A 23,057-nucleotide genomic window follows, 5' to 3' on the forward strand; every position below is an offset into this window, starting at 1 on the left:
GGGCCGTGAACGTGGCGCTCAGTTGCCGCGCCCGCTCCCGAGCAGAAGCGAGATGCGCCGTGCCGCATCGGTGAGCGCTGCGACCGTCTGCGGGTTCGGGTGCGCAGGCAAATAGTGAATCGAGCCGACGATGGCGAGTGTGCCGAAGAGCGTTCCGTCGTCCTGCATAATCGGTGCCGCCAGCGCATTCACGCCGAGAAACACCTCTTCCGGCGCATCCGCCCAGCCACGCTCGCGCACCAGCGCGAGTTCGTGCGACAGGCGCATCGCATCGGTGATGGTGTGCGGCGTACAGGCATCGAGCGGACCTTCGAGTACCGCGTCGCGCCGCTCCTCTGCGCCGAATGCCAGCGCAATCTTGCCCTGCGCCACGCTGTGCAGTTTGAACTGCGTGCCGGGGTGCAGCAGGATCTCCAGCGGACTGCGGCCACGCATCACGTCGAGCACCACCACATCGGTCTCGGTGAACGAACTGATGACGATGGTCTGTCCCACGGCGTCGCGCAATTCTTCCATGACCGGACGTGCCAGCCCCACCACGTCGAACTGTTTGACGAGCTTTTGTCCGAGTAAAAAGAGACGCCAACCGATCCGGTAACGGCTCGTGCGTGGGTTCTGCACCACATAGCCTTCCTGACGCAGTGCCGTGAGATGTCGGTGAACCCGTGCTTTGGGGACGCCGAGCGCTTCTGCCAGGTGCGTGACGCCGCACTCGGCATTGCGCTCGGCCAGCAACTCCAGAATGCGCAACGAAATGACCGAAGTCGACGACGTGTTGATTTCGTCGCCGCCCTGTTCGTCGCTGGCGGCACTCGGCACAGCGGCCGCGCGCGGGCGGCGGATGACGTCGTTCGGGGTGTCCTTCGATCCTTTCACTGCGTGTCCTTTGTCACTGTCGTCGCACGCCGATTACTGTGCGTCGAGCGAGATGAAACGCTCGCCGAACACGTGATAGCGCTGCGGCTTGTTCTTGTTTGCGTCCTCGGGGCGCACGTAACGGATCGAGCTGCGGTTACGGCACGCCCGCGGCAGGATGAAGCAGCGGATGAACGTCGTATCGCGTGCCTCGGTCGTCGGTGCGAGCACCGGCGCATGTCCGAGTTCGAGCCAGGCTTGCCCTGCCGCATGAGTGTGCGACGCGCCCAACGTCTCGATCGTGATCTCGCCTTCGAGCGTGCAACGCACGCCGGGCCCCTGATGCACGTGCGTATGCGCCACGCCGCCGGGAGGGAATTGTACCTTGTCGCAACGCATGAGCCACTGTTGACGCGGGTCCAGCTCGACAGGCGCGTCGAGCTTGAGTGTCGACGATGCGCCCGGTGCCGACGCTATCTCACCCGGCGTCGGCTCGTTGCCCGACATCAGTTCCCAACGCCATAGCGTCGCCCCTTCACTTCCGGCGATCAGCGCAACGCTGTCCTCCCCCAGCCAGGCACTCTCAGCCGGATGATGCTGCGCGCCCGTGTCGAACTCGATAGCGATGTCGCCACGTACGACATAAATCGCGCGACGCGCAGACGGCAGATACACGGGCGGATGGTTCGGTGCGATGACATCCTCGTACAGACGCAATTGAAACGGCTTCACTTCGATCTCCTGTGACCAGTCGATTGCCCCGACCATCGAGACAACACTGACAAAGAGTATCGATCATCGATACACAAAGCACCATTTATGGTTTACCACGAGACCCGACTGAGGAATGTGCTGATACTATTCGAACGAAATCATTCCCATGAGTATCGATAGTCGATACACGAGGACTGACATTAGGATAGTTCCATGAAGGAGACAAGAATGGACACTGGCACGACCGCCCTGAAAGCGGCGGGCGCGGCTCGTCGACCGTGGTATCGCGGCGCGAGCCCTGCGCAATGGCGAGCATTTGGTTCGGCCTATATCGGCTGGATGCTCGACATCATGGATCTGATGCTGTTTGCGATGGTGATTCGCTACATCAGCGTCGACCTGCATTTCGACAAGGGCGTGGCGGGCATCATCGCTTCGCTCACGCTGCTGGCGACGGCCTTCGGTGGGTTGTTCTTCGGTTTCCTCGCCGACCGCATCGGCCGTACGAAGTCGATGATTCTCTCGATCCTGTGTTACTCCATCGGCACCGCGCTGTGCGGCTTCGCCGATTCGGTGACGTCGCTCCTCATCTTCCGTTTCCTGCTGGGTCTGGGCATCGGCGGTGAGTGGTCGGCGGGCGCGGCACTGATTACCGAAACGTGGCCGGCCGAGCATCGCGCCAAGGTGATGGCTTGGGTGCAAAGCGCGTTTGCTGTGGGTTATGCGGTCGCCGCCATCGTGGCGGCCGTCATCCTGCCGCACTTCGGCTGGCGCTGGGTGTTCGCCTTCGGCCTGGTGCCCACGGTGCTGGCGTTCTGGGTGCGTCGTCACGTGGAAGAGCCTGCGATCTGGCGCGAGCAGCGCGTGCGTCTCACGCTCGGCCAGACGCTCGGCATGCTGTTCGGGCCGTATGCGCGCAGCACGATCGTCGGCCTCGCCTTCACGGCGGCGGCGATGTGCGGTTACTGGGGATTGTTCACGTGGATTCCGGCATATCTCTCGACGCCGGTCGATCAGGGTGGCCCGGGCTTCGATCTGATGCGCTCGACGACGTGGATCGTCATCATGCAGATCGGCGCAGCGGCAGGGTTCGTGTGCTTCGGCTACATCGCAGATCGCATCGGTTGCCGTAAGTCGTTCCTGCTGTTCTTCATCGTGTCGGCGATTACTGTGCCGCTTTATGTCGCGATTCGCGAGCCGATGCTGTTGCTCGTATTCGGTCCGGTCGTGGCGTTCTTCGGCACGGGCTTCTATAGCGGCTTCGCCCCGACGTTCGCCGAGATGTTTCCGACGCAAGTGCGCGCCACGGCACAAGGCTTCATCTACAACACGGGACGCGCCGCGAGCGCCCTCGCCCCGGCAGCCGTCGGCCTGCTGTCGCGCGGGGAGAACGTAAGCGTCGCACTGGGTGCCACGGCAGGCTTTTTCCTCCTCGCCGCCATCATCGTCTACTTCTTCCTGCCGGAAAGTCACGGCGAAGCGCTCGCCTGATCGCAGAACGCAGGCCCGCAGTTCCGGCGATCTGACGCGCCGGTGGCATTCCCCGCCACCGGCGCGCCGTCGCTCTCACTTCCCCCACATCTCAAGTTGTCGCAGTCACCTCAGAACGAGGGTAAGCGAATGACCGACGGGCAGTCCGAGTAAAGACGTGTGACGTCGTCGGCGCGCAGCGTCAGCACCGCGCGCTGATTCACGTATCCCTTATCTGTGATCTCCCCTTGTTCCAGCGACGGCGGCGATGCGAGGATGGCCGCGCGCGCCGCGCGCTGCGAACTCCCGGCGTCGTGCGCCAGTTGCGCGAGCGCCTGTGCGATGAGCGAGCGGACCTCGTCGTGCATCGCGAGCGTCTTGCCTGCGTGATGATGCGGGGATCCCTCGACAGATGCCACCTTGGCTCGCATGGCCGGGCTCGGGAAAATCAGCAACCCGATTTCGTCGCGATCGTGTCCGGCGATCACTACGTCCGACGCATAAGGGGCCAACGCGGTCACGGCCCGCAGCCGCAACGAGCCCACGGAAACCCAGGTACCGCTCGTCAGCTTGAAATCTTCCGACACACGGCCGTCGAATATCACACCCGCGCCGGGATCATTCACGTCCGACAGACGGCCCGCATCGCCGGTGCGATAGAAGCCCTCTTCGTCGAACGCCTGCGCCGTCGCCTCCGGATCGCCTGCATAACTGCGAAATACCGACGGCCCCCGCACGCGCATCTCCAGCTTGTCGCCGTTGGGCACGAACTTCAGCTCGTTACCCGGCGCGGGCAGACCGATATTGCCCGCGCCCGGAATCGGAAAGTGAACGCTGGTGATCAGCGGTGACGTCTCGGTCGCCCCCCACGCCGACGTGAAGAACGGCAGCGTTTCGCAATAGCGCGACGCCAGTCGCTCGAAGCGCTGCCACACCGTCGGGGGCAAACTCGCCGCCGCGTAGAACAACACTTGCAGACGGCCGAAGAAGCGTGCTGCGAATGCCTCGTCCTCTTCGAGAAAAGGCGCGAGCGCTTCGAACCCCTTCGGGACATTGAAGTGCAGCGTGGGCGACACGTCGCGCAGCGCTTCGACGGAGCGGCCCACGAGTTCGGGCACAGGACGACCGTCGTCCACGTAGAACGCTCCGCCATTGCGCAACGCCATGTGGAAGTTGTGGTTCGCGCCGAACGTATGGCTCCACGGCAGCCAGTCGACCACGACCGGCGGCGTCTCGTCGAGGAAATGCCAGCACTGCGCAATCATCTGCTGATTAGCTGCCAGCATGCGATGCGTGTTGACGACGATCTTCGGCTTACCGGTCGATCCGGAGGTCAGTAGTAGCTTGGCCGTGTCCTCGGGGCGCACTTGTGCGAAGGCGGCATCCAGTGCCGCGGATGCCGACGTCGATGCAAGCGTGTCAAAGCGCAACCACTCCGCACGCCCATTGCGCGTGGCGACGACGGGGCATCGGATCGGCGCACCGTCCAGCGCGCGCGCATAGGCATCCCCATCTTCGACATACACGAGCGCCGGATCGAGTCGCGCGAGAATGCCGTGCAGCTTGCTCATGTCCTTGGCGATGCGCGAGTATGCAGACGACACAATGGCCGTCTGGCGCCCCGCCATCATCGCGCCGAGCACGAGCAGCGCGTGATTGACGCTGTTGTCCGACAGAATCACCACGGGACGCTCACGCGGCACGTCGAGGTCGAGCAACGCCTGCCCGATGCCGCGTGCCGTCGCGAGCCCTTCGCCATAGGTGACCTCACGCCAGAGGCCTGCACCGGACGTGGCATCGCCGGGCTGCCGCCGTTCGGCCACGAACACAGCCTCCGGCGTCCTCGATGCCCATTGCACGAGCCAGTCGGCCGGGCTGCGCGCGAACTCGCCGAGCACAGTGCGCGAGCGAATCACGAAGCTGCCGTCTGCGCGCACCTCGCGTTCGATGTCGGGCCGGGCGAGACGGCGCGCGCCCGTCGCGAGGTTCACTCGATGGTCCACTTTCCGCCCTTCACCGTGACGAGCACGCGACCGTCTTCGCCATAAGCCGAGTGGTCCTGTGCGTTGACATTGATCATGCCGTGCGTGGCCGCCAGGCCGCGCGTCTGTTCGACGGCGGTGACGAGTGCGTCGCGAAACGCCTGCGTGCCCGGTTGCGCCTGCTTTGCCGCCACCGCGACGGCACGATCGAGGACAAGATAAGCGTCGTATGCGTAACCGGCGAACAGGTTGCGCGAGCCCGCACCGTACTGTGCTTCGTAACGCTTCGCGAAGTCGGTGGCGACGGCCTTGCCCGGATGGTTCGCCGACAATTGCTCGGCGACGAGGATGTTGCCCACCGGCAGAATCGCCCCCTCTGCACTCTTGCCTGCGACGCGCAGGAAGTCGTTGTTGGCGACACCGTGCGTCTGATAGATACGCCCCTTGTAGCCGCGCTCGCGCAACGTGCTCATGGGCAGCGCACCCGGGGTGCCGCTCGCCGCGATGATGACAGCGTCCGCGTTCGACGACATGACCTTGAGTACCTGCGCCGTCACGGACTGATCGTTGCGCGCGTACCGTTCGACCGGTGCGACCTGAATCTGACGGGCGACGGCTCGCGCCTGAATGTCCTTGAGCCACGCTTCGCCGTAGGAGTCGTTGAAGCCAATGAAGCCCAGCGTCTTCACCTTGTGCGCCTTCATGTCGTCGAGTACGGCATCGGCCATGACGGCGACCGATTGCGGCAGCGAGAAGACGTAACGCATCTGTGTGGCGCTCGGCACGAACGGACACAGGCCGAGCTGCGGGGTGCGGGTATCGGCTGCCACGGCGGCGACGGCCAGACACGCGGGCGTGGTCGACGACCCGATGATCGCGTCGACCTTGTCTTCCGTCGCAAGACGGCGCGCGTTCTTCGTCGCCGTCGTCGGGTCGGTGGCGTCGTCGAGCACGATGTAGCGCGCAGGCAGCCCGCCAAGTGTCTGCGGCAGCATGCCGATGGCCTGCTTCTCCGGAATGCCGAGCGACGCGCCCGGGCCCGTCGTCGAGAGCGTGACGCCAACGGTGACGCCCGCCGGTTGGGCGTTCGCCTGCGAGGTCGCGCAGAGCATCGCCACACCGGCGAGCGTCGACAACGAAAGAACGCGAGATAGCGCGAAACCGCGTGTGAACCTGTTTGCCGCCATGTGACTTGTCTCCTGGGATGTTTTCGTTCTAGGGGCCGGACAGCTTGCGACGCACACCTTCGCCTTACCGCACGGCGAACTCCGGCAGTACTTCACGGTTGCGCGGCAGGCCCATGATTTCGCGGGCTTCCGTCGGCGTGGCAGGCTCGTAACCCATCTCGCGCACAAGCCGCACGACGCGCTCGGTGAGTTGCTGGTTCGTCGCAGGCACGCCGTGCTCGTAGTACAGGTTGTCTTCCAGTCCGACCCGCACGTGGCCGCCGAGCAGCAGCGAATTCATCGCCGACGGGAGTTGCGCCGGGCCGATGCCGCTCACGCAGAAGATGCTGCCCTTGGGCAACAGATCGACCATCGACTGCAACACGCGAGGCGTGTACGGCATAGCGTTCTGGAAGCCGCGATGCACGCCCAGCACCAGGTTGACGAAGAACGGCTCGTCGTCGAATCCGGCGGCGGTCAGCGTGGCGAGGTCCTGCACAATGTGCGTGGGGCTGAACACTTCCCACTCCGGCTTGATGCCGCGCTTCTTCATCTCGATGGCGAGATGCTTCGAGCGCTCGGGCGACGTGTGCATCAGCAGCTCCTTGCCGCCGAAGCTCGCGATGATGGTCGTGGCATCGAGCGTGCACATCTCGGCACCCGCATCCATGCCTTTCAGGCGTTCTTCCCAGAGGATTTCCCAATAGCCGTTGTCGGCCTGCCCGATCATGTCGCCGTGGACGCCGCCGCCCGTCGAGTTATTGATGACGATGTCGCACTTGTCGCGAATGCGGTGGTTGATGTCGCGATAAATCGCCGGATCGCACGTCGCACCGTCGTCGCCCGGACGCCGCGCGTGAACCGCCACGACGCTCGCGCCAGCGTTGTAGCAGTCGTAGACATCGCGCGCGATTTCGTCCGGCTGCGTGGGCAGATGGGGGTTCTGCGACTTGTACGCCATGCCGCCGGTGGGCGCGATGGTGACGATGACTTTGGGTTTGCTCATGCGTGTCTCCTTCTTCGAATCGGTCGTTCGTTGGATCGGATGCTTTCAGAGGGGGGAGTGTTCAGGGCTTGCTCGCGAGAATGCCGAGGATGACGGCGTCTCGCTGTGCTTCGAGACGCGCATTGCCCCGCCCGGCCAACTCGGCTTCAACACCCGCGGTGATGCGCGCCTTGAGGTCGTCCGTCAGCACCGGCTCGCCAAGGTCCGCCCACCACGATTCGATGGGCGGGCCGAGGTGTTCGAGCAGATGGGCAATGCCGCCCGCGCCGCCGGACAAATGCAGATTCAGAAACGGCCCCAGCGCCGCCCAGCGCAGACCCGGGCCGTAAGCGATGGCGTCGTCGATGTCTGCAACCGATGCCACGCCGGTATCCACCAGATGAATCGCTTCGCGCCACAGCGCCGCTTGCAGACGGTTCGCGATATGGCCTTTCACTTCCTTGCGGACGTGGATCGCACGCTTTCCGATGGCGCGGTAGAACTGCATGGCGGTGTCGATTGCCGCTTGCGACGACTGTTCACCACCGATCACCTCGACGAGCGGAATCAGGTGCGGTGGATTGAACGGGTGCCCGAGCACCACACGCTCGGGATGCGCGCACACCGACTGCACCCGGCTCATCAACAACCCCGACGAACTCGACGCAATCACGACCGACGGCGGCAACGCATCGTCCATCTTGCGGAAAAGATCCTGCTTGAGGTCTTCGCGCTCGGGGCCGCTCTCCTGGACGAAGTCAGCCCCTTCGAGCGCGGCGTCGAGCGTGTCGTGGAACGTGAGGCTGTCACGTGTCGCGCCCGCCGTCAGCCCGATGCGGATGAGCGTGGGCCAGTGCGCATCGACGGCGTCACGCAGGCGCTCGCGTGCGCCCGGTGCGGGGTCCCAGGCACTCACGCGCAGACCGCGCGCCAGAAAGTACGCGGCCCAGCTCGCGCCGATGACACCGGTGCCGATAACGGCGACCTGCTCGATGTTGTCGTATTTCACATTCGTCTCCGTGGGGATGGCCGGACGGCTAGCGCGCCGCGCGACCCAGAAAGCGTTCCATACGCTCGCGCGCTTCGGGCGTGGCGAGCATGAGTGCGCTCGTCACCGATTCGGTGAAGAGGCCGTCGGCCATCGACATATCGTGAATGCGCGACAGCGCATGTATCGTCGCCCAATTCGACAGCGGGCTGTTCGCCGCCGTGTCGCGCGCCAGTTGTGTCGCCAGCGCGAGTCCGTCGCCGACCTCCGCCAGATAGTGGCCGAGGCCCAAACGTTCACCGTCGACAGCGTCGTAACGGCGCCCCGTCAGCATCATTTCCGTCATGCGGTCCGGGCCGAGAATGCGCGCCACACGTACCGAGGCACCGCCGCCGACAAAGATTCCGCGCTTGCCCTCGGGCAGTTGGAAGAACGCGTTGCGCTCGATGACGCGTACGTGGGCAGCCAGCGCCAGTTCCAGCCCGCCACCAATGACAGCGCCTTGCAGAACAGCGACCACCGGACGTCCGCCAAACTGGATCTCGTGGAAGACCTTGTGCCAGCGCTGCGAGACGCGCAGCACGTCGATGGGATCGCGCGTGCTGTTCTCCGAGAGATCGAGCCCGGCGCAAAAGTGCTCGCCAGCACCGCTCAGGACTACGGCTCTGACGCTGTCGTCGAAATCACGGAAGGCGGCTTCGAGCGAATCGATGGCCGCATCGCAAAGCGCATTGCGCTTCTCGGCGCGGTCGAGGGTGACGAACGCGATAGCGTCTTCGACGCGCACACGCAGGTGGGGATAGGTCATGGTCTGCATCGCTCCAAATCGTGAAAAGTATCTTATAAGATATTTTCGCCGTTGCGCAGCTTGTGCAATGCAGTTCAGGGTTAACAGGGATATTTTGCCAATAAAGGCAATTTAATGCATATAATACCCTTTCACCGCAGGAAGCGCACAGCGAGGCACTTCCGTACGTGCTATCTCATAGTATATTTGCCAGCAACCGCACCATGCCCCGTTAGCCCATGAAAACACCGCCCACCGCCACGCCACAGCCCGATCCGGCCGAAGACGTCGACGCCGGGGTGACGTCGCGTCTGGCGTCGCTCGCACGTCAGGTGCGCATGCTGCGCGCTCAGCGCGGCATGACGCGCAAGCAGCTCGCCGCGCAGTCGGGCGTCTCGCTGCCGTATCTCGCCCGAGTGGAGGCCGGTACCGGCAACGTGTCTCTGGCGGTGCTGCACAAACTGGCCGAGGCCCTGAACGTGGGCGTCGAAACGCTGGTCGCCGAACGTTCCATTCACGACGGCGATCTGCTCATCCTGATCGAGTACCTGCGTCAGCAATCGCCTGAGGTGCTCTCGCGGCTGCGCCGCCAGCTCGTTGTGCCTGTCGCGGCCGACGCCGCGCGGATGGGCCAACGCATCGCGCTCATCGGGCTGCGCGGAGCGGGGAAGTCGACGCTCGGCCCTCAACTGGCGCAAGCCATCGGCGCGCCTTTCATCGAACTCGACAAGGAAGTCGAACGCGAAGCTGGCATTGCCATCGGCGAAGTCATCACCCTATACGGCCAGGCCGCGATGCGTCGCATCGAGCGGCAGTGCATCGAGCGGATCATCGGCGAGCATGAGCACGTCGTGCTGGCCACCGGCGGCGGCATCGTCTCGGAAGCCCCGACCTTCGAGCGCGTGCTGCGCGCGTTCCGTACGGTGTGGCTGCGCGCGCGCCCGGAGGTCCACTTCCAGCGAGTGATGCAGCAGAACGACGCGCGCATCGCAACCGAAGCCCTGCGCAACGAGGCGCTCGATCACATTCACCGTATGCTCGACGCCCGCGAGTCGCTATACCGGCTGGCCGACATCACGCTCGACACGTCGGACATCACACCGGAGGCAGCGCTTGCCGACCTCCAGGCCCGCTTGTCCCCTTCCCTCGCAGCCTGAATTCAGCCCACGATTCCCAGCCCCGTGTCACGCCTATTGCGTCGCCCCACGATTCACGCTTAGAATTAATAAGAATCATTATCATTTGCGGATCAGCGTCTTTTCTTGAGCGGCATCGCCCGTGGAATACGCGTCATGCAAACACGGGGAATCATGGAAAGTCATTTTCAGCGCGAGGTGGGCGCGCTTTACCGCGATCATCACGGCTGGCTGCGCGGCTGGTTACGCAAAAAGCTCGGCAATGCGTTCGACGCCGCCGACCTTGCGCACGACACCTACCTGCGCGTGCTTTCCACCGGACGCGCGCCGCATATCGAAGATTCCCGTCGCTATCTGGCGCGCATCGCCAACTGTCTGGTGATCGATCTGTTCCGGCGGCGTCACATCGAGACGGCCTATCTCGAAACGCTGGCCGCTCTGCCCGAGCCTGTCGCCTCGTCGCCTGAAACACGCGCCCTCGTGCTTGAAGCGCTCATCGAAATCGATACCCTTCTCTCGCGTCTGCCCGCCAAAGCGCGCACTGCGTTCCTGCTTTGCAAGCTCGAAGGGTTGGGCTATCGGGAGATAGCCGAGCAGTTGCAGGTTTCGGTGTCGTCAGTGGAAAAGTACATCGCGCAAGCGTTGCGCGAGTGCTATGCCGTGCAGTTCGGGAGCGACGTATGAGCTTGCCGAGCGCCCCCGTTGCGCCCCTCGCACCGGAAGTCGTCGAGCGTGCAAGCCTCTGGCTCGCCCGGCTCTGGTCCGACGCCGCGACCGCTGAAGACATTGCCGCGTGCGAGCGCTGGCGCGCCGCACATCCCGATCACGAGCGTGCGTGGCAACGTCTGGGTATCATCGGACAGAAGTTCGAAGCGCTCGACAAGCTACCGCCACGTGTGGCCTTCGACACGCTGACCGCCCGCCCGGCCCCGCGCGTGAGCGATGCCGGACGCCGCCGCGCGCTGCGCGTGTTCGGCGGTGTCGTCACGCTAGCCGGAGCGGGTTACACGCTGCGTCGCTCGCCGATGTGGGACACCGTGACAGCAGACTATTCGACCGGCGTGGGAGAAGTGCGGCGGGTCACGCTGGCCGACGGCACACAGCTGTGGCTCGACACGGCCTCGTCGGTTGACGTGCGTTTCTCGCCGGACGAGCGTCGCATCTCGTTGCGACGCGGTCGTATCTGCATCGAGACCGGTCGGTCCAATAGCACTCACAGCGCACCGCTGGTCGTCGCCACCCGCCAGGGCGAGATTCGCGATATCGGCACACGCTTTGCTGTGCGCGACGACGGCGCACACACGCAGGTCGCTGTCTTCGACGGCATAGTGCTCGTGCGCCCCACACACGGCGCGCAAACGCAACGGCTCGACGCCGGGCAGGCGGCGAGCTTCTCGTCTAGCGCCATCGAGCCGTTGGCCGAGTCGACACCGTTCGACGAAAACGCCGCAGCATGGACGCGTGCTCAACTCATCGTCGAACGCGTTCGCCTCGGCGATCTCGTCGAGACGCTTTCGCACTATCGGCGCGGCGTCGTCCGTTGCGATGCCGCCGTGGCCGATCTGCCGGTGAGCGGCGTGTTCTCGCTCGCCGACACCGACCGGGCGCTGGCGAGTCTTGCCGTCGGCCTGCCTGTCGAGACGGTCTATCGCACGCGGTACTGGGTGACGGTCAAGGCGCGATAGCGCAATACCCGCGAGGGACGACACGCTTGCCGCCTCGGGCATCACCCCACCTCGCAACGTCCCGCCAACTTTTTTCAGATTTTTTCCAAATCGGTTGAGGGTTTGCCGATCTCGTTCGGAATACCTGTATGCGCCGGTGCGGCATGACCGCACCGGCATCCCTTTCCGAATCTTCTGGCTCTCCAGACCTGACCACCGTGTTCACGAACGTGTTGACTCCCGAAGCCGCCTTGCTGCGTCCGACGCAGCGCCTGAAGCCCCGCCTGAAGCCCTCTTCCGCAGCCCTTCGTCCCGCTGTCGCGCTGCTGATCGCCCTCGCGGCCGCAAGCGTTGCCGACCGGGCCAGCGCTGCACCCGCGTCCACATCCTCCCCCGTCGCGCAAAGCGCCGCCGATGCGCACCGCGCGTGGCAGATCGCCCCGGGCACGCTCGACGCCGTGCTCAACCGTTTTGCCAACGCGGCAGGCATCGAGCTGGTCGTCGACGCGTCGCTCACGCAAGGGCGTCAGAGCACCGGCCTGCACGGCGATTACACGTTGACGCAGGCGTTGTACCAACTGCTTTCGCCGCATCAGTTGCAGGCGATGCGCAGCAGTCAGGGCGTCTACACCCTGCGCGCCACCTCGCAAGACACCGGCGCTGCGGTCGCAGGCGACGGCGTGCTGCTGCCGACCACGCACGTCGTCGCGCAGGCCGTCGGCCTGCCGGAAGCGTACGACGGCGGACAGGTGGCACGCGGCGGACGTCTCGGCCTGCTCGGCAACAAGGACTTCATGGATGTGCCGTTCAACGTCACGTCCTATACGGCCAAGACGATTCAGGACCAGCAATCGACCACGCTGGCCGACGTGCTCGACAACGACCCGTCGGTCCGCTTCACGACGTCGAGCGGCCACATGTACGAGAACTTCAGCGTGCGCGGCTTTCCGCTGACGGCCGACGAGGTCTCGCTCAACGGCATGTTCGGCCTGTCGCCATACGGCCACGTGCCAACCGAGTTCATCGAGCGCGTCGAAGTGCTCAAGGGACCGAACGCGCTACTCAACGGCATGTCGCCTTCGGGGGCGGTCGGCGGCGCGATCAATGTGGTGACGAAGAAGGCGGAAAGCACGCCGCTCACGCGCGTGACGGCAGACTACCTGTCGGACTCGCAATTCGGCGTGCAGGCTGACGTCGGCCGCCGCTTCGGCGACAACGAACAGATCGGCATTCGCTTTAACGGCGCACTGCGCGACGGGCGCACCACGCTCGAAGGTCAGAACAAGCGCCGCGAGTTCGGCTCCGTCGCACTGGATCTGAAGACGGATCGCGTCCGTATCGGCCTCGACGCCTACACCGACTCGGAGAAGTACACCGGCGGCAGTCCGTGGATGGCGACCTTCGCAACGAAAGTCGTCGCGCCGCCCGCCTCGGGCACCAACGTGCTGCGCGGAGAGTTCGGCAATCTGGAAAGCACCGGCGTACAACTGCGCGGCGAGGTCGACGTGACCGACGCCGTCACGGCCTACGCAGGCATCGGCGCGCTGAGCTATCGCTACTCCGGCTTTATCACCGGCACGCGCACCGGCCCGATCAAGGCGGACGGCAGCTACACCGGCGCGACCTACTTCCAGCGCGGCTGGACCGATACCCTCTCGCTCGACGCAGGCGTTCGTACGCGTTTTCGCACCGGCCCGCTCAAGCATGAGCTGACGCTCTCGGCCACCTCGCTCGACACGACCAGCGGCAACGTCTTCACCACGAGCGCGAACTACAACTCGAACATCTACGCCCCGGTCAATCCGACGCTGGCGAAGGACTCGGGATCGGCCCCGAAAACCGCCGAGTCCACGCTCTCCAGCTTTGCAATGGCCGACACCGTCTCGATGCTCCAGGACCGCGTGACGCTGATCGCCGGTTTGCGCAGCCAGCGCGTTCGCGCAGCCGCCTTCTCGGCGACGACCGGCGCGCGCACGTCCAACTACGACGAGAACGCCATTACCCCGGCCTTCGGTCTCGTGCTCAAGCCGTTCGGGCCGAACGTTTCGCTGTACGGCAATTACATCGAAGGCCTCACGCAAGGCGGTATGGTCACCGATGTGAGTGCCGCCAACTATGGACAGGTCTTCGCCCCGTATCGCAGCAAGCAGGCCGAGTTCGGCGTGAAGTGGGACGCTGGCAGCTTCACGAACACGCTCTCGTTCTTCCAGATCACCAAGCCGGGCATGATCAAGGACGTCGCGACCAACACGTACAACCCGGACGGCGAGCAGCGCAACCGTGGCGTGGAATGGAACGTCTTCGGCGAATTCACGCCGCGCTGGCGCGTGCTGGGCGGTGTGGCCTACACGCGCGGTGAACTGACCAAGACCGCCGGCAATCTCTACAACGGCAATACGCCGTACGGTGTGCCGAAGTGGACGGCCAATCTGGGCACGGAGTGGGACTTGCCGTGGGTACCGGGTGTGACGCTCACGGGCCGCATGATCACGACCAGTTCGCAGTATGTGAACTCGTCCAACACACAGAAGATCGGCGGGTGGACGCGTTATGACGTCGGCGCGCGCTATGCCACACGTGTCTACGGTAAGGGCGTGGTGGTCCGCGCGGCGGTCGAAAACGTCACCAACCGCATTGCATGGTCGGGCACGTTCAACGACGGTTATGTGATCCAGAACGCCCCGCGCACGTTCAAGCTCTCCGCCAGCGTCGACTTCTGAGGTTCGCCATGACATTTCCTATGATTCGGGCCACGGCGGTCGCCGTTGCGCTCGCGGGTTCCGGTGGCATGACGAACCTCGCACTGGCAGCCCCCGTACACTCCGACACCGCGCGCGCCGCTTGCGCAAGCGATCCTCACGCACCGCAATACCGACTTGGACTCGTCAGCCCGCGCCTGCTCGCATTGAATGCGACGCTATGCGCTGGTGGCAATACAGACGCCTTCTGGCAAGAAGTCAGCGCGACTGGCACGCCGATGATCGAAGCGGTTGCGCCGGGTACCATTACCGGCGACGAGATGGCCTCGCCGCTCGCACCACCGCCCGGCAAGGTGTCGCTGATGACCTTCCTCTGGCGCGGCCATCCGCACAACGTGCGCATTCTGGGCGCGCCGTCCGGCGATCACGACGACATGCGTCAGTTGGGCAACAGCGACGTCTGGTACCGCAGCTATGTCGTACCCGACAGCACTCGGCTGTCCTACCAGCTCGCGCCGAACGTCCCCGACATCGAAGGCACGCCAATGGCCCGTCGCCGGGCAGTCCTGAAGACGCTGCAGGCCGACCCGCTCAACCGCCATCCGTTCACGGTGGAAGGCTTCGACGGCAAGCGCAGCGTGAAGTCGTCGGTCGTCCTGCCCGACGCACCGGCGCAACCGTGGATCGAACGCCGCGCCGATGTGCCGACGGGTACCCTGCAAGCCACACGCTTCACCAGCAAAGTGCTCGGCAATACGCGCGATGTCTACGTCTATCGTCCTGCGGGATATCGTGCGGATGATGCTTCGCGGGGCCTGCTCGTGGTGTTCGACGCGCACGCCTACGTGAACACTGTGCCCACACCGGTCATTCTCGACAACCTGATCGCCGAGGGACGGATCCCGCGAACGGCTGCGCTCATCGTCGGCGTGATCGATGGCAGCACCCGGGGCAAGGAACTGCCGCCGAATCCGGCGTTCGCGCGCTTCCTGTCCGACGAATTGATGCCGTGGGCCAAAGCACAGGGTGTGTCCGCGTCCGCCGATCACACGGTGGTGGCCGGATCGAGTTATGGGGGACTGGCGTCGGCATGGGTGGCCCATGAAGCGCCGCAGTGGTTCGGCAACGCGCTCTCGCAGTCGGGGTCGTATTGGTGGGCACCGTCGACGGGCGATGCCGACGCGCGCGAATCCGGCTGGTTGATCCGTCAGTACGCCGAAGGCCCGCGTCTGCCGGTGAGGTTCTACCTTGAATCGGGGTTGTTCGAAGACCGGCGCGGGCCGACGGGTATCGGCACGTCCGGCCGTCACATGCGCGATGTGTTGCGCGCGAAGGGCTACCTCGTGACGTACACATCGACCGCCACCGGGCACGACTACCTGCACTGGCGCGGCTCACTGGCGTGTGGATTGATGGCGCTCATCGGCACTCCGGAAACGCAACAAGCCTTGCTAGCACGTCCGGCCGCGCCGGGAAGTCTGGCTGCCGTGTGCTCGATGCCGTCGCTCGGGAACGGTGCCGAACAGCACTAGCGTCAGCGCAACTTTGCGGGCTTGCCGGGCCGGGGTGCACGCGTCTCCAGCGAGGACGCGTTCACGCCCCTCGCCCCCTTCGCGCTGGCAAGCCGCATCAGACGCTGAAACTGCGGGCATGCCAGATGCTCCGTCGCCGGACACTCCGCCGCGTGTCGCAAGCCGTCACGCAACGCGCTCAGTTGCCGGATCGTCTTGTCGATGTCCTCCGCCTTCGCCTGCAATCGCTCGCGGTCGATGTTCGCCTTGCCTTGCGGCAACAACATACCGGCGATGTCATCCAGCGAGAATCCGGCCGTGCGGCCCAGTGCGATAAGGGACAGCGTCTGCAAGACCGACTCATCGTATTGGCGACGCAAACCGCGTCGACCTGTCGCAGCAATCAGCCCCTTCGCTTCGTAGAACCGCAGCGTGGACGGCGGCACACCCGCGCGCGCAACAACGTCGCCAATGTCCAGTGTCATGTCGAGACTCCCGCTTGACTTCAAGTTGACTTGAATTCGTATAGTGCCCTAATCGCGGACTCGCCGTCACGGCGTGCACGCACTGCCGATTCAGGAGATGACAATGACAACGCTCACGCTCGCCGCGCAGATCCTTGCGATCGGCGTATTCGCCACAGTTATGACGGACCTCTGGGCGCTGTTGCTTCGCCGCGTCTTCGGCATCCCATCGCTCGAGTTTTCGATGGTCGGGCGCTGGCTCGGGCATATGCCTGCCGGTCGTTTCGCCCACGCTGGCATCGCCCGTGCGACGCCCGTCCCCGGCGAGAGGGCGCTCGGGTGGTTCGCACACTACGCCATCGGTGTCGGCTTCGCGGCCACCCTCGTCATGCTCGCGGGTTCCGTGTGGCTGGACGCGCCAACGTGGCCCCCGGCGCTCGCGTTCGGCGTGGCCACCGTCGTAATGCCCTTCTTCGTTATGCAACCCGCGTTCGGGGCCGGCGTTGCCGCTAGCAAAACACCCAAACCGGCGCAGGCGCGACTGCGCAGTCTGATGACGCACGCTGTATTCGGTCTGGGCTTGTATGCCGGTGCGTGCGTGGTGAGCGCCGCAATGGCCGCAATGGGCTGAGCACATGTCCGCGCGAACGAGCCCTTCGCGCTTGAGCTGTCACGGACGCCGTACTATAGTGGCCGACGCCATGTCGCACTCGTTGCGCCGTGGCGTCCTCACAAAATTGCATGGCGGCACAGAGCACCGTGGCACGCCGACTCAAGGATTTCGCCCACTATGGACACCACTGTCGTCGAGAGCTGGAAGGATTTCATGGAGCTGTCCTCCCGCTTCGAAGGCTGGGCGTTTCGCGGGCAGCAAGACGCCCGCTGGCATCTGCAAAGTTCGCTGTCTCGCTACCTGCACGCCTACGTGTCGGACAAGGAGCAGTGGCGCAGCCGTGAGGCCCGCGCGATTCGCATCTTCCGTCGCAAGGCGCACAACCACGTGCCCTGGCCCGAACTGCTGCACGACGACCTGCGCTGCCTCGGGCTGATGCAACACCATGGCGCGCCAACCCGTCTGCTCGATTTCACCAAGTCACCGTTCGTGGCGGCGTTCTTCGCACTGGAACGCGCCACGTCCGACTCCGCCATCTTTGCGCTGAACACCCCCGCGCTGTACGACGACCGCGCACGCCCGCGTCATGCGCCGTGGCTCACACGCGATACGATCGACCCACGCGTCAAAGGGAATATGGAGAAGTACTTCCTCGGCAACGACAACGAGGTGGTCTGGTTCGGCGAGCCGGAGGAAATGGATGGTCGTCTGATTGCGCAGTCCGGCACCTTCGTCGTTCCCGGTGTGATCGACCGGCCGATGCATCGCATTCTGGACGGCTACGAGAGCGACGAACCGCTGCTGCGCAAGATCGTGCTGCCGGTCGCGCTGCGCGCCGATGCCATGAAGTGGCTCTACCGGATGAACGTCACGAACGCGTCGCTGTTCCCGGATCTCGACGGACTCGCGCGCTCGATTGCCGTCGAAATCGAAATGGTCTGGCCGACGCAGACGCTGGGGTAACGCTACGGTGACGAGGGCGATACGGCGATGTTCAGCGCCGCGTCACATCAACTGTTCGAGAAAACTCGCACCACCCGACTTGCGCGCAGCCTTGTTGGCGTACATGCGCTGATCGGCCACGCGGATCAGTTCGCTCATCGACTCGCCATCGTCAGGGAACACGGCGACGCCCACGCTCACCCGCACCGTCAGGCTCGCATCGTTTACCGAGATCGCCTGTTCGATCTCCGCGCGCAGCCGGTTCACGGCGAAGTCGATGCGCTCGACGATCTCGGCGTCCTGCACGATGGCGACAAACTCGTCGCCCGAATGCCGCGCCACGAATCCGCAGTCCGACACCCCGACCTTCATGCGGCGTCCGATCTCCTTGAGCAGCAGATCGCCGGTCGCGTGCCCGAGGCTGTCGTTCACGCCCTTGAATCCATCGATATCGGCGAAGAGCAGCGCCAGCTTGCCGTTGGTGCGCTGCGCGCAGCGTACCGCTTCGCTGGCGAATTCGCCGAACGTGCGGCGATTCGGCAGTCCGGTCAGTTCGTCGAACCGCGCGGCCTTGTAGAGATCGTCGATGAGTTGCTTGCGCTCGATGGCGAGCGCCGTCTGATCGCAAACGAACGCCAGCAGCCGTTGTGCCGCTTCCGCCTGCAAAGCCCTCACGGGTCCATAGATCATGAGCGTGCCGACGGCACGGCGCGCGGTATGCATGGGTAACACGGCCAGTGCGTGCCGCGCGGAATCGACGTTATCGTCCAGCGAGAATGGCTCAGTGCGCACTTGCACCGCATCCGTCCCGGGATCGGCATCGTGCACCGCTTCGATCAGTTGCCAGAGCGGTTCCTGCGCATTGGTGGCGTGCGTCGAGAGCGCCTCCGCCTGCGTCCAATCGAGCAGCGGGACGTCCGTGCTGTCGCGGTACTGATAGGCCTTGTCCCACACGCGCAGGTCCGCGTCGCAGGTCGCAACGACAATGGCGTCGATGGGAAAGAGCGTGCCCAGCGTGTCGTGGACGGCCTTGCAGAGGAAGCGGATGTCGGCGGCGTCGTGAGCTGCTTCGGAAATCGAGTAGGTGGCGCGCTGCAACGCTTCGGCTCGTTTGCGGGCCGAGACGTCGCGGGCGACGCCGATACGCATGCCGTGCTCTTCAGACCAGCGCGCCGACCACATGATATGGACGTAATGACCGTCTTTGTGGATGTAACGGTTTTCGAACCCGATCCTAGGTCGTCCCGCCATGACCAGCTTCGATTCTTCGATGGTCCTGTCGCGGTCTTCCTTCGCCACGAAATCGATCATCGAGCGCCCCATCAACTCTTGCGCGCTATAGCCGAGAATAGCTTCGCAGGCCGGACTCACGTACACGAGAGTTCCGGACCGATTAACGAGAAACACTGCGTCCAGCAGCAACTCCATGCAACTTGCCAGGACGTCTTTTGTTACGAATTCCATTTATTTCGAACGGCCATGAAGCACCCGGCCTCTATATGGCAATCTCAACATGTGACTATTTCATCACCATGACAACGCACGACCTGCGATTGCCTTCCTGCGACGGCCGCTGCCAGGACCGACCAGCCGTATCGACCGATTTCGCTTAAAAAATCAATTGCTTGACCCAACGCGGCGTAACGACATCGACCGCGCATTCCGCCCGCACCTTGCTGCACGCCGTCGCGTACTCGGCGCGCAGCAGCCTGATTCTCGCCGCCACCAGGTGACGAAATCTCAACTCCCGTTCGCTGAAGCCCACCCGGTCGACATATCGCGTGCCGTCCGGTAAAGCGCCTCGAATTTCGTAAAAAATTACCCCGTCGCGCGAATACTTCATCACTTTGGCTGCCATCTTGTCCCGATTCTTATTCGTTATTGCCCGCCCTTCTTCCCCCCGATATTTTTGACTGCCCGGGTTTCGGTGATTGTCACTTGGACTTTTCAAATAAGCAACCGGCAAAACAGACCGTGGCGCCCGCGCGACGGGGCTTTCCGGGCAAACTGCCGATGCTCGGACGGACCGCTCGCCATGCGACGTCGAGGCAGGCGTCACAGGAATTCATTCGTTATTTTTACCCTTTCAACTACATCGGAATACGAATTAAATATCCTGAAAAGATCGAAAATTCATCGCCGATGATTGTTGTGCGTCGCGGCGGCATACTCACGCGTCGCGATGCCGCTTTACATCAGCCGTGGGACGCCCGATTTCCCCAGCGAACCGGTGTAGTAACCTGACTCGCCTTCGCCCTCTTCTTCGCGTCGGCGATTCACGACAGGAGGCATTCATGACGAAGCTCGTCACATGTGCTTGGTTCAATGGTGAAGCCCGCCAGGCCGCCGAATTCTACGCAGCCACCTTTCCCGACAGTCACGTTCAGGCGCGCCACGTCTCGCCCATTCCGGGCATTGGCGCCGGGCAGGAACTGACGGTCGAGTTCACCGTGCTGGGTCAGCCGTTTGTCGGCCTGAATGGCGGCCCGGAGTTCAAGCCGAACGAGGCGATCAGCTTCATGGTCGTCACGAAGGATCAGGAAGAAACCGACCGGTACTGGAACGCCATCATCGGCAACGGCGGCGCCGAATCGGCCTGCGGCTGGTGCAAGGACCGCTGGGGATTCTCGTGGCAGATCACCCCGAAGCGGCTGCTCGATCTCATGGCCGATCCCGATGTCGCCAAAGCGCGACGTGCGATGGAAGCCATGATGACCATGCACAAGATCGATATCGCCACGCTCGATCGAGCAGCAACGGGCTGAAGCGGGTCGAGTCAGCGTCCACCCCGCGACAGCGGCTACGGCTTGCGTCGCTCTCGCTGGGACGCGTCCCAGCGTTCGGCCGACGCCATACCCGGCCACCGCGCCGAGCGACGTTCGTGCCTAGTCGCGCCGGGCACTTACTTCCCCATTTCGACCTTCGCGGACACCTCCCGGGCTTCGCTCAGGTGATGACGAAGTGTCGGCAGCGTCTTCGTGGCGAAGGCCTTCAGATCGGGGTCTTGCCCCTTCTCTGACTCCGTCTGAAAGAGCGCGACGGCCTGTTCATGCGCCTCGGGACCGGCGAGCGCCATGTAGGCCACGTCGAACTCGCGGCCCTTCTTGCGCTTGAGCGCTTCGATATCCGGATCGACGGCGGCGTCGTTCGGCACACTCACGCCCTTCTTGGCACCCAACTGACGCAGGGCTTCGTTCGCCTTGCTGTGATCCGTCACCATTTGCCGGGCGAAGCGCTTGACGGCAGGGTTGCTGGAGCGTTGCACAGCCACCTGACTCGCCTGCACTTCTGCCTTGCCCGCCTTTTGCGCCTTGTCGACGAATTCGACGTCGATGCCCGCGCTGGACTGTGCCGCTCGCATGGCCTTCGGGGCCGGTTGCGTTACTTCGACGCCCGCCGTCGGGGACGCCTGATCGGTGCCACCTCCCTGCCCCGGTTCTCCCTTCGGCAGTTCCTGCGCGATGACGAACGGACTCGCCATGAGCGCAGCGCTCAGCACACACGTCATACGTACTTTCTGCGCTTTCGCGATTCGTGGATACATATGCCCTCCCGGCATTGTTATGAGATCTCTATGCCTGCATCTGCGCCAGCCGCGCGTACAGCGTTTTCAGACTGATGCCGAGCTGTCTCGCGGCCTGTGCCTTGACACCACCGCATTGCGAAAGCGCACCGAGAATGACCTGACGGTCGAGGTCGGCCAGCGGCGCGTCGAGTGCGATGGTCGTGCGGTCGTCGCGCACCGGAAAGCCCGCGAGTTCGTCGAAAATCGGCGGCGGTAGAGAATCGATAACGGATGTCGCGCTCAGAATGCGAACGCGCTGAATGAAGTTGCGAAGCTCGCGCACATTGCCCGGCCATTCGTGACGGCGCAACGCCGTCAACACATGCGGCGCGAATCGCATCGCGCGACCATCGCGGGCATTGGCCTCGCTCAGCATCGTTTGTGCGAGCAGCGTCACATCGTCCTCACGCTCGCGCAACGGCGGCATGGTGACCGGAAAGACGTTCAGCCGATGGTAGAGATCGGGGCGCAGCTTGCCCGCACGCATGGCGGCATCGGGCGACACGTTGGTGGCCGCGACGATGCGCACGTCCACCGCAATTTCCTCCGAGCCCCCGAGCCGCATGAGCCTGCCGGTCTCCAGTACGCGCAACAGATTGACTTGCGACGCGAGAGGCATTTCAGCCACTTCGTCCAGAAACAGCGTGCCGCCGTGGGCGCGTTCGAAGAAGCCGCGATGACGGCGTTCGGCCCCGGTGAAGCTGCCACGGTCGTGACCGAACACTTCACTCTCGACGAGGTTCGGCGCGATGGCACCACAGTTCACGGCAAGGAAAGGCCCCTCCCGGCGCTCGCTGAGATCGTGCACTGCGCGTGCCGCCAGTTCCTTGCCGGTGCCTGATTCCCCGGTGAGCAGCACGGCGGCATCGGTGGGCGCAACGCGTGAGAGTGCATTGAAGACACGCTGCATGGCCACAGACTTGCCGAGCAATCCGGCGAATGCTTCGGTGGTCGACGCGCCGACGACCGAAGCCGCCGCCCTCCTGAAAGCCTCGTTGCCCACCAAGCTCACCGACGCCTTCGCGATCCACTCGCCCGCGCGCTGTCGGTCCCCTGGCAGCACGAGATAGTCGCTTGCTCCCCGGCGCAACGCCTGCACGGCGCTTTCCCAGCCGGGACGCGCCGTGCACATCACCACATCTAGGTTGCGATGATTCGCCCAGCCGTCGAGCACGTCGAAACCGGAACCGTCCGGCATGTCGACGTCGGTCATCACGAGCGAAGGCGGTGCATCTGAGAGGTGCGAGAGACACGCATCGGCCTCGGCCAGCGTACCGGCCCATGCGGGCGGCGGAAACGTCGGCGGGCAGACAGCGCGACACAGATCGGACAGCGCATCGCGTGTCGCCGTATCTGCGCCGACCAACAAGATGGGCGACCGGTCGGCAGCACGGCGTGACGCGTCAGAAAAGACTGACATGAACTCCTCCGGGGTACTGCAGATGCTCTGTTCGACTACGTAATCTGCGATGCCGTTCGGCGCGATGTCATCGAAACTTCCTATGCGATACGCGCA

General features: G+C 64.1%; 22 protein-coding genes. 10 read left to right on the forward strand and 12 right to left on the reverse strand.

Annotated features, from left to right (window positions below):
- Window positions 1–18 precede the first annotated feature (18 nt).
- Both PAN31117_RS03455 and PAN31117_RS03460 read right to left on the reverse strand, forming a co-directional pair.
- Entirely contained in the window at window positions 19–876 is an 858-nt protein-coding gene (locus PAN31117_RS03455; protein WP_150736985.1) for an IclR family transcriptional regulator, read from the reverse strand.
- A 33-nt stretch (window positions 877–909) separates the two neighbouring features.
- A complete protein-coding gene (locus PAN31117_RS03460) occupies window positions 910–1,587 on the reverse strand; it encodes a cupin domain-containing protein (RefSeq protein WP_150736986.1) in 678 nt (225 codons plus the stop codon).
- Between the two features lie 210 nt (window positions 1,588–1,797).
- On the opposite strand from PAN31117_RS03460, the gene PAN31117_RS03465 reads away from it, so the two are divergent.
- Window positions 1,798–3,060 carry an MFS transporter gene (locus PAN31117_RS03465; RefSeq protein ID WP_150736987.1) on the forward strand — a complete coding sequence of 421 codons (1,263 nt, stop codon included), beginning with the start codon at window positions 1,798–1,800 and terminating at the stop codon, window positions 3,058–3,060.
- Window positions 3,061–3,170: 110 nt separating this feature from the next.
- Here the strand turns inward: PAN31117_RS03465 and PAN31117_RS03470 are convergent, their stop codons facing one another.
- The 5 genes from PAN31117_RS03470 to PAN31117_RS03490 form a co-directional block, all read right to left on the reverse strand.
- The gene (locus tag PAN31117_RS03470; RefSeq protein ID WP_246188899.1) at window positions 3,171–5,030 is read right to left on the reverse strand and encodes a feruloyl-CoA synthase; all 1,860 of its coding nucleotides are present in this window, start codon (window positions 5,028–5,030) and stop codon (window positions 3,171–3,173) included.
- On the reverse strand, window positions 5,027–6,208 hold the full coding sequence (locus PAN31117_RS03475) for an ABC transporter substrate-binding protein (RefSeq protein ID WP_150736989.1): 1,182 nt from the start codon (window positions 6,206–6,208) through the stop codon (window positions 5,027–5,029). The genes PAN31117_RS03470 and PAN31117_RS03475 overlap by 4 nt, the downstream gene beginning before the upstream one ends.
- Before the next feature lie 64 nt (window positions 6,209–6,272).
- Window positions 6,273–7,193, reverse strand: coding sequence for a beta-keto acid cleavage family enzyme (locus tag PAN31117_RS03480; protein WP_150736990.1), 921 nt, complete (start codon window positions 7,191–7,193; stop codon window positions 6,273–6,275).
- Window positions 7,194–7,254: 61 nt separating this feature from the next.
- Window positions 7,255–8,181 carry a 3-hydroxyacyl-CoA dehydrogenase NAD-binding domain-containing protein gene (locus tag PAN31117_RS03485; protein WP_150736991.1) on the reverse strand — a complete coding sequence of 309 codons (927 nt, stop codon included), beginning with the start codon at window positions 8,179–8,181 and terminating at the stop codon, window positions 7,255–7,257.
- 28 nt (window positions 8,182–8,209) lie between these two features.
- On the reverse strand, window positions 8,210–8,968 hold the full coding sequence (locus PAN31117_RS03490) for a crotonase/enoyl-CoA hydratase family protein (RefSeq protein WP_150736992.1): 759 nt from the start codon (window positions 8,966–8,968) through the stop codon (window positions 8,210–8,212).
- Window positions 8,969–9,186: 218 nt separating this feature from the next.
- On the opposite strand from PAN31117_RS03490, the gene PAN31117_RS03495 reads away from it, so the two are divergent.
- The 5 genes from PAN31117_RS03495 (at window position 9,187) to PAN31117_RS03515 (ending at window position 15,978) form a co-directional block, all read left to right on the forward strand.
- Window positions 9,187–10,104: a helix-turn-helix transcriptional regulator gene (locus PAN31117_RS03495; RefSeq protein ID WP_150736993.1), complete on the forward strand. Its 918-nt coding sequence runs from the start codon at window positions 9,187–9,189 to the stop codon at window positions 10,102–10,104.
- Between the two features lie 153 nt (window positions 10,105–10,257).
- Window positions 10,258–10,767: a sigma-70 family RNA polymerase sigma factor gene (locus PAN31117_RS03500; protein WP_150736994.1), complete on the forward strand. Its 510-nt coding sequence runs from the start codon at window positions 10,258–10,260 to the stop codon at window positions 10,765–10,767.
- Window positions 10,764–11,768, forward strand: a complete 1,005-nt coding sequence (locus tag PAN31117_RS03505; protein WP_150736995.1) for a FecR domain-containing protein — start codon at window positions 10,764–10,766, stop codon at window positions 11,766–11,768. Before PAN31117_RS03500 ends, PAN31117_RS03505 begins: the two co-directional genes overlap by 4 nt.
- 143 nt (window positions 11,769–11,911) lie before the next feature.
- Window positions 11,912–14,467 carry a TonB-dependent receptor gene (locus tag PAN31117_RS03510; RefSeq protein WP_150736996.1) on the forward strand — a complete coding sequence of 852 codons (2,556 nt, stop codon included), beginning with the start codon at window positions 11,912–11,914 and terminating at the stop codon, window positions 14,465–14,467.
- 8 nt (window positions 14,468–14,475) lie between these two features.
- The gene (locus PAN31117_RS03515; RefSeq protein ID WP_246188900.1) at window positions 14,476–15,978 is read left to right on the forward strand and encodes an enterochelin esterase domain-containing protein; all 1,503 of its coding nucleotides are present in this window, start codon (window positions 14,476–14,478) and stop codon (window positions 15,976–15,978) included.
- 2 nt (window positions 15,979–15,980) lie between these two features.
- Here PAN31117_RS03515 and PAN31117_RS03520 read toward each other — a convergent pair whose 3' ends face one another.
- Entirely contained in the window at window positions 15,981–16,442 is a 462-nt protein-coding gene (locus PAN31117_RS03520; protein WP_150736998.1) for a helix-turn-helix domain-containing protein, read from the reverse strand.
- Between the two features lie 103 nt (window positions 16,443–16,545).
- Here PAN31117_RS03520 and PAN31117_RS03525 point away from each other — a divergent pair, with 103 nt between their 5' ends.
- Both PAN31117_RS03525 and PAN31117_RS03530 read left to right on the forward strand, forming a co-directional pair.
- Complete coding sequence (locus PAN31117_RS03525) at window positions 16,546–17,052, forward strand: DUF2938 domain-containing protein (protein ID WP_150736999.1); 507 nt, start codon at window positions 16,546–16,548, stop codon at window positions 17,050–17,052.
- 159 nt (window positions 17,053–17,211) lie between these two features.
- The gene (locus PAN31117_RS03530) at window positions 17,212–17,997 is read left to right on the forward strand and encodes an FRG domain-containing protein (protein WP_150574278.1); all 786 of its coding nucleotides are present in this window, start codon (window positions 17,212–17,214) and stop codon (window positions 17,995–17,997) included.
- A 42-nt stretch (window positions 17,998–18,039) separates the two neighbouring features.
- Here the strand turns inward: PAN31117_RS03530 and PAN31117_RS03535 are convergent, their stop codons facing one another.
- Together PAN31117_RS03535 and PAN31117_RS03540 are read right to left on the reverse strand one after the other, a co-directional pair.
- A complete protein-coding gene (locus PAN31117_RS03535) occupies window positions 18,040–19,404 on the reverse strand; it encodes a GGDEF domain-containing protein (RefSeq protein WP_174990807.1) in 1,365 nt (454 codons plus the stop codon).
- Between the two features lie 181 nt (window positions 19,405–19,585).
- The gene (locus PAN31117_RS03540; protein ID WP_150737001.1) at window positions 19,586–19,834 is read right to left on the reverse strand and encodes a hypothetical protein; all 249 of its coding nucleotides are present in this window, start codon (window positions 19,832–19,834) and stop codon (window positions 19,586–19,588) included.
- A gap of 80 nt (window positions 19,835–19,914) precedes the next feature.
- On the opposite strand from PAN31117_RS03540, the gene PAN31117_RS03545 reads away from it, so the two are divergent.
- Window positions 19,915–20,220 (forward strand): hypothetical protein, encoded by a 306-nt coding sequence (locus PAN31117_RS03545; RefSeq protein ID WP_150737002.1) that lies wholly within the window; start codon window positions 19,915–19,917, stop codon window positions 20,218–20,220.
- A gap of 50 nt (window positions 20,221–20,270) precedes the next feature.
- Window positions 20,271–20,741, forward strand: coding sequence for a VOC family protein (locus tag PAN31117_RS03550; RefSeq protein ID WP_150737003.1), 471 nt, complete (start codon window positions 20,271–20,273; stop codon window positions 20,739–20,741).
- A 137-nt stretch (window positions 20,742–20,878) separates the two neighbouring features.
- On the opposite strand, the gene PAN31117_RS03555 is transcribed toward PAN31117_RS03550, so the two are convergent.
- Window positions 20,879–21,520 (reverse strand): DUF4142 domain-containing protein, encoded by a 642-nt coding sequence (locus PAN31117_RS03555; RefSeq protein ID WP_246188901.1) that lies wholly within the window; start codon window positions 21,518–21,520, stop codon window positions 20,879–20,881.
- Between the two features lie 28 nt (window positions 21,521–21,548).
- A complete protein-coding gene (locus PAN31117_RS03560; protein ID WP_150737004.1) occupies window positions 21,549–22,961 on the reverse strand; it encodes a sigma-54-dependent transcriptional regulator in 1,413 nt (470 codons plus the stop codon).
- Window positions 22,962–23,057: the final 96 nt, after the last annotated feature.

This window comes from Pandoraea anapnoica (assembly GCF_902459765.1).
Taxonomy (GTDB): Bacteria; Pseudomonadota; Gammaproteobacteria; order Burkholderiales; family Burkholderiaceae; genus Pandoraea; species Pandoraea anapnoica.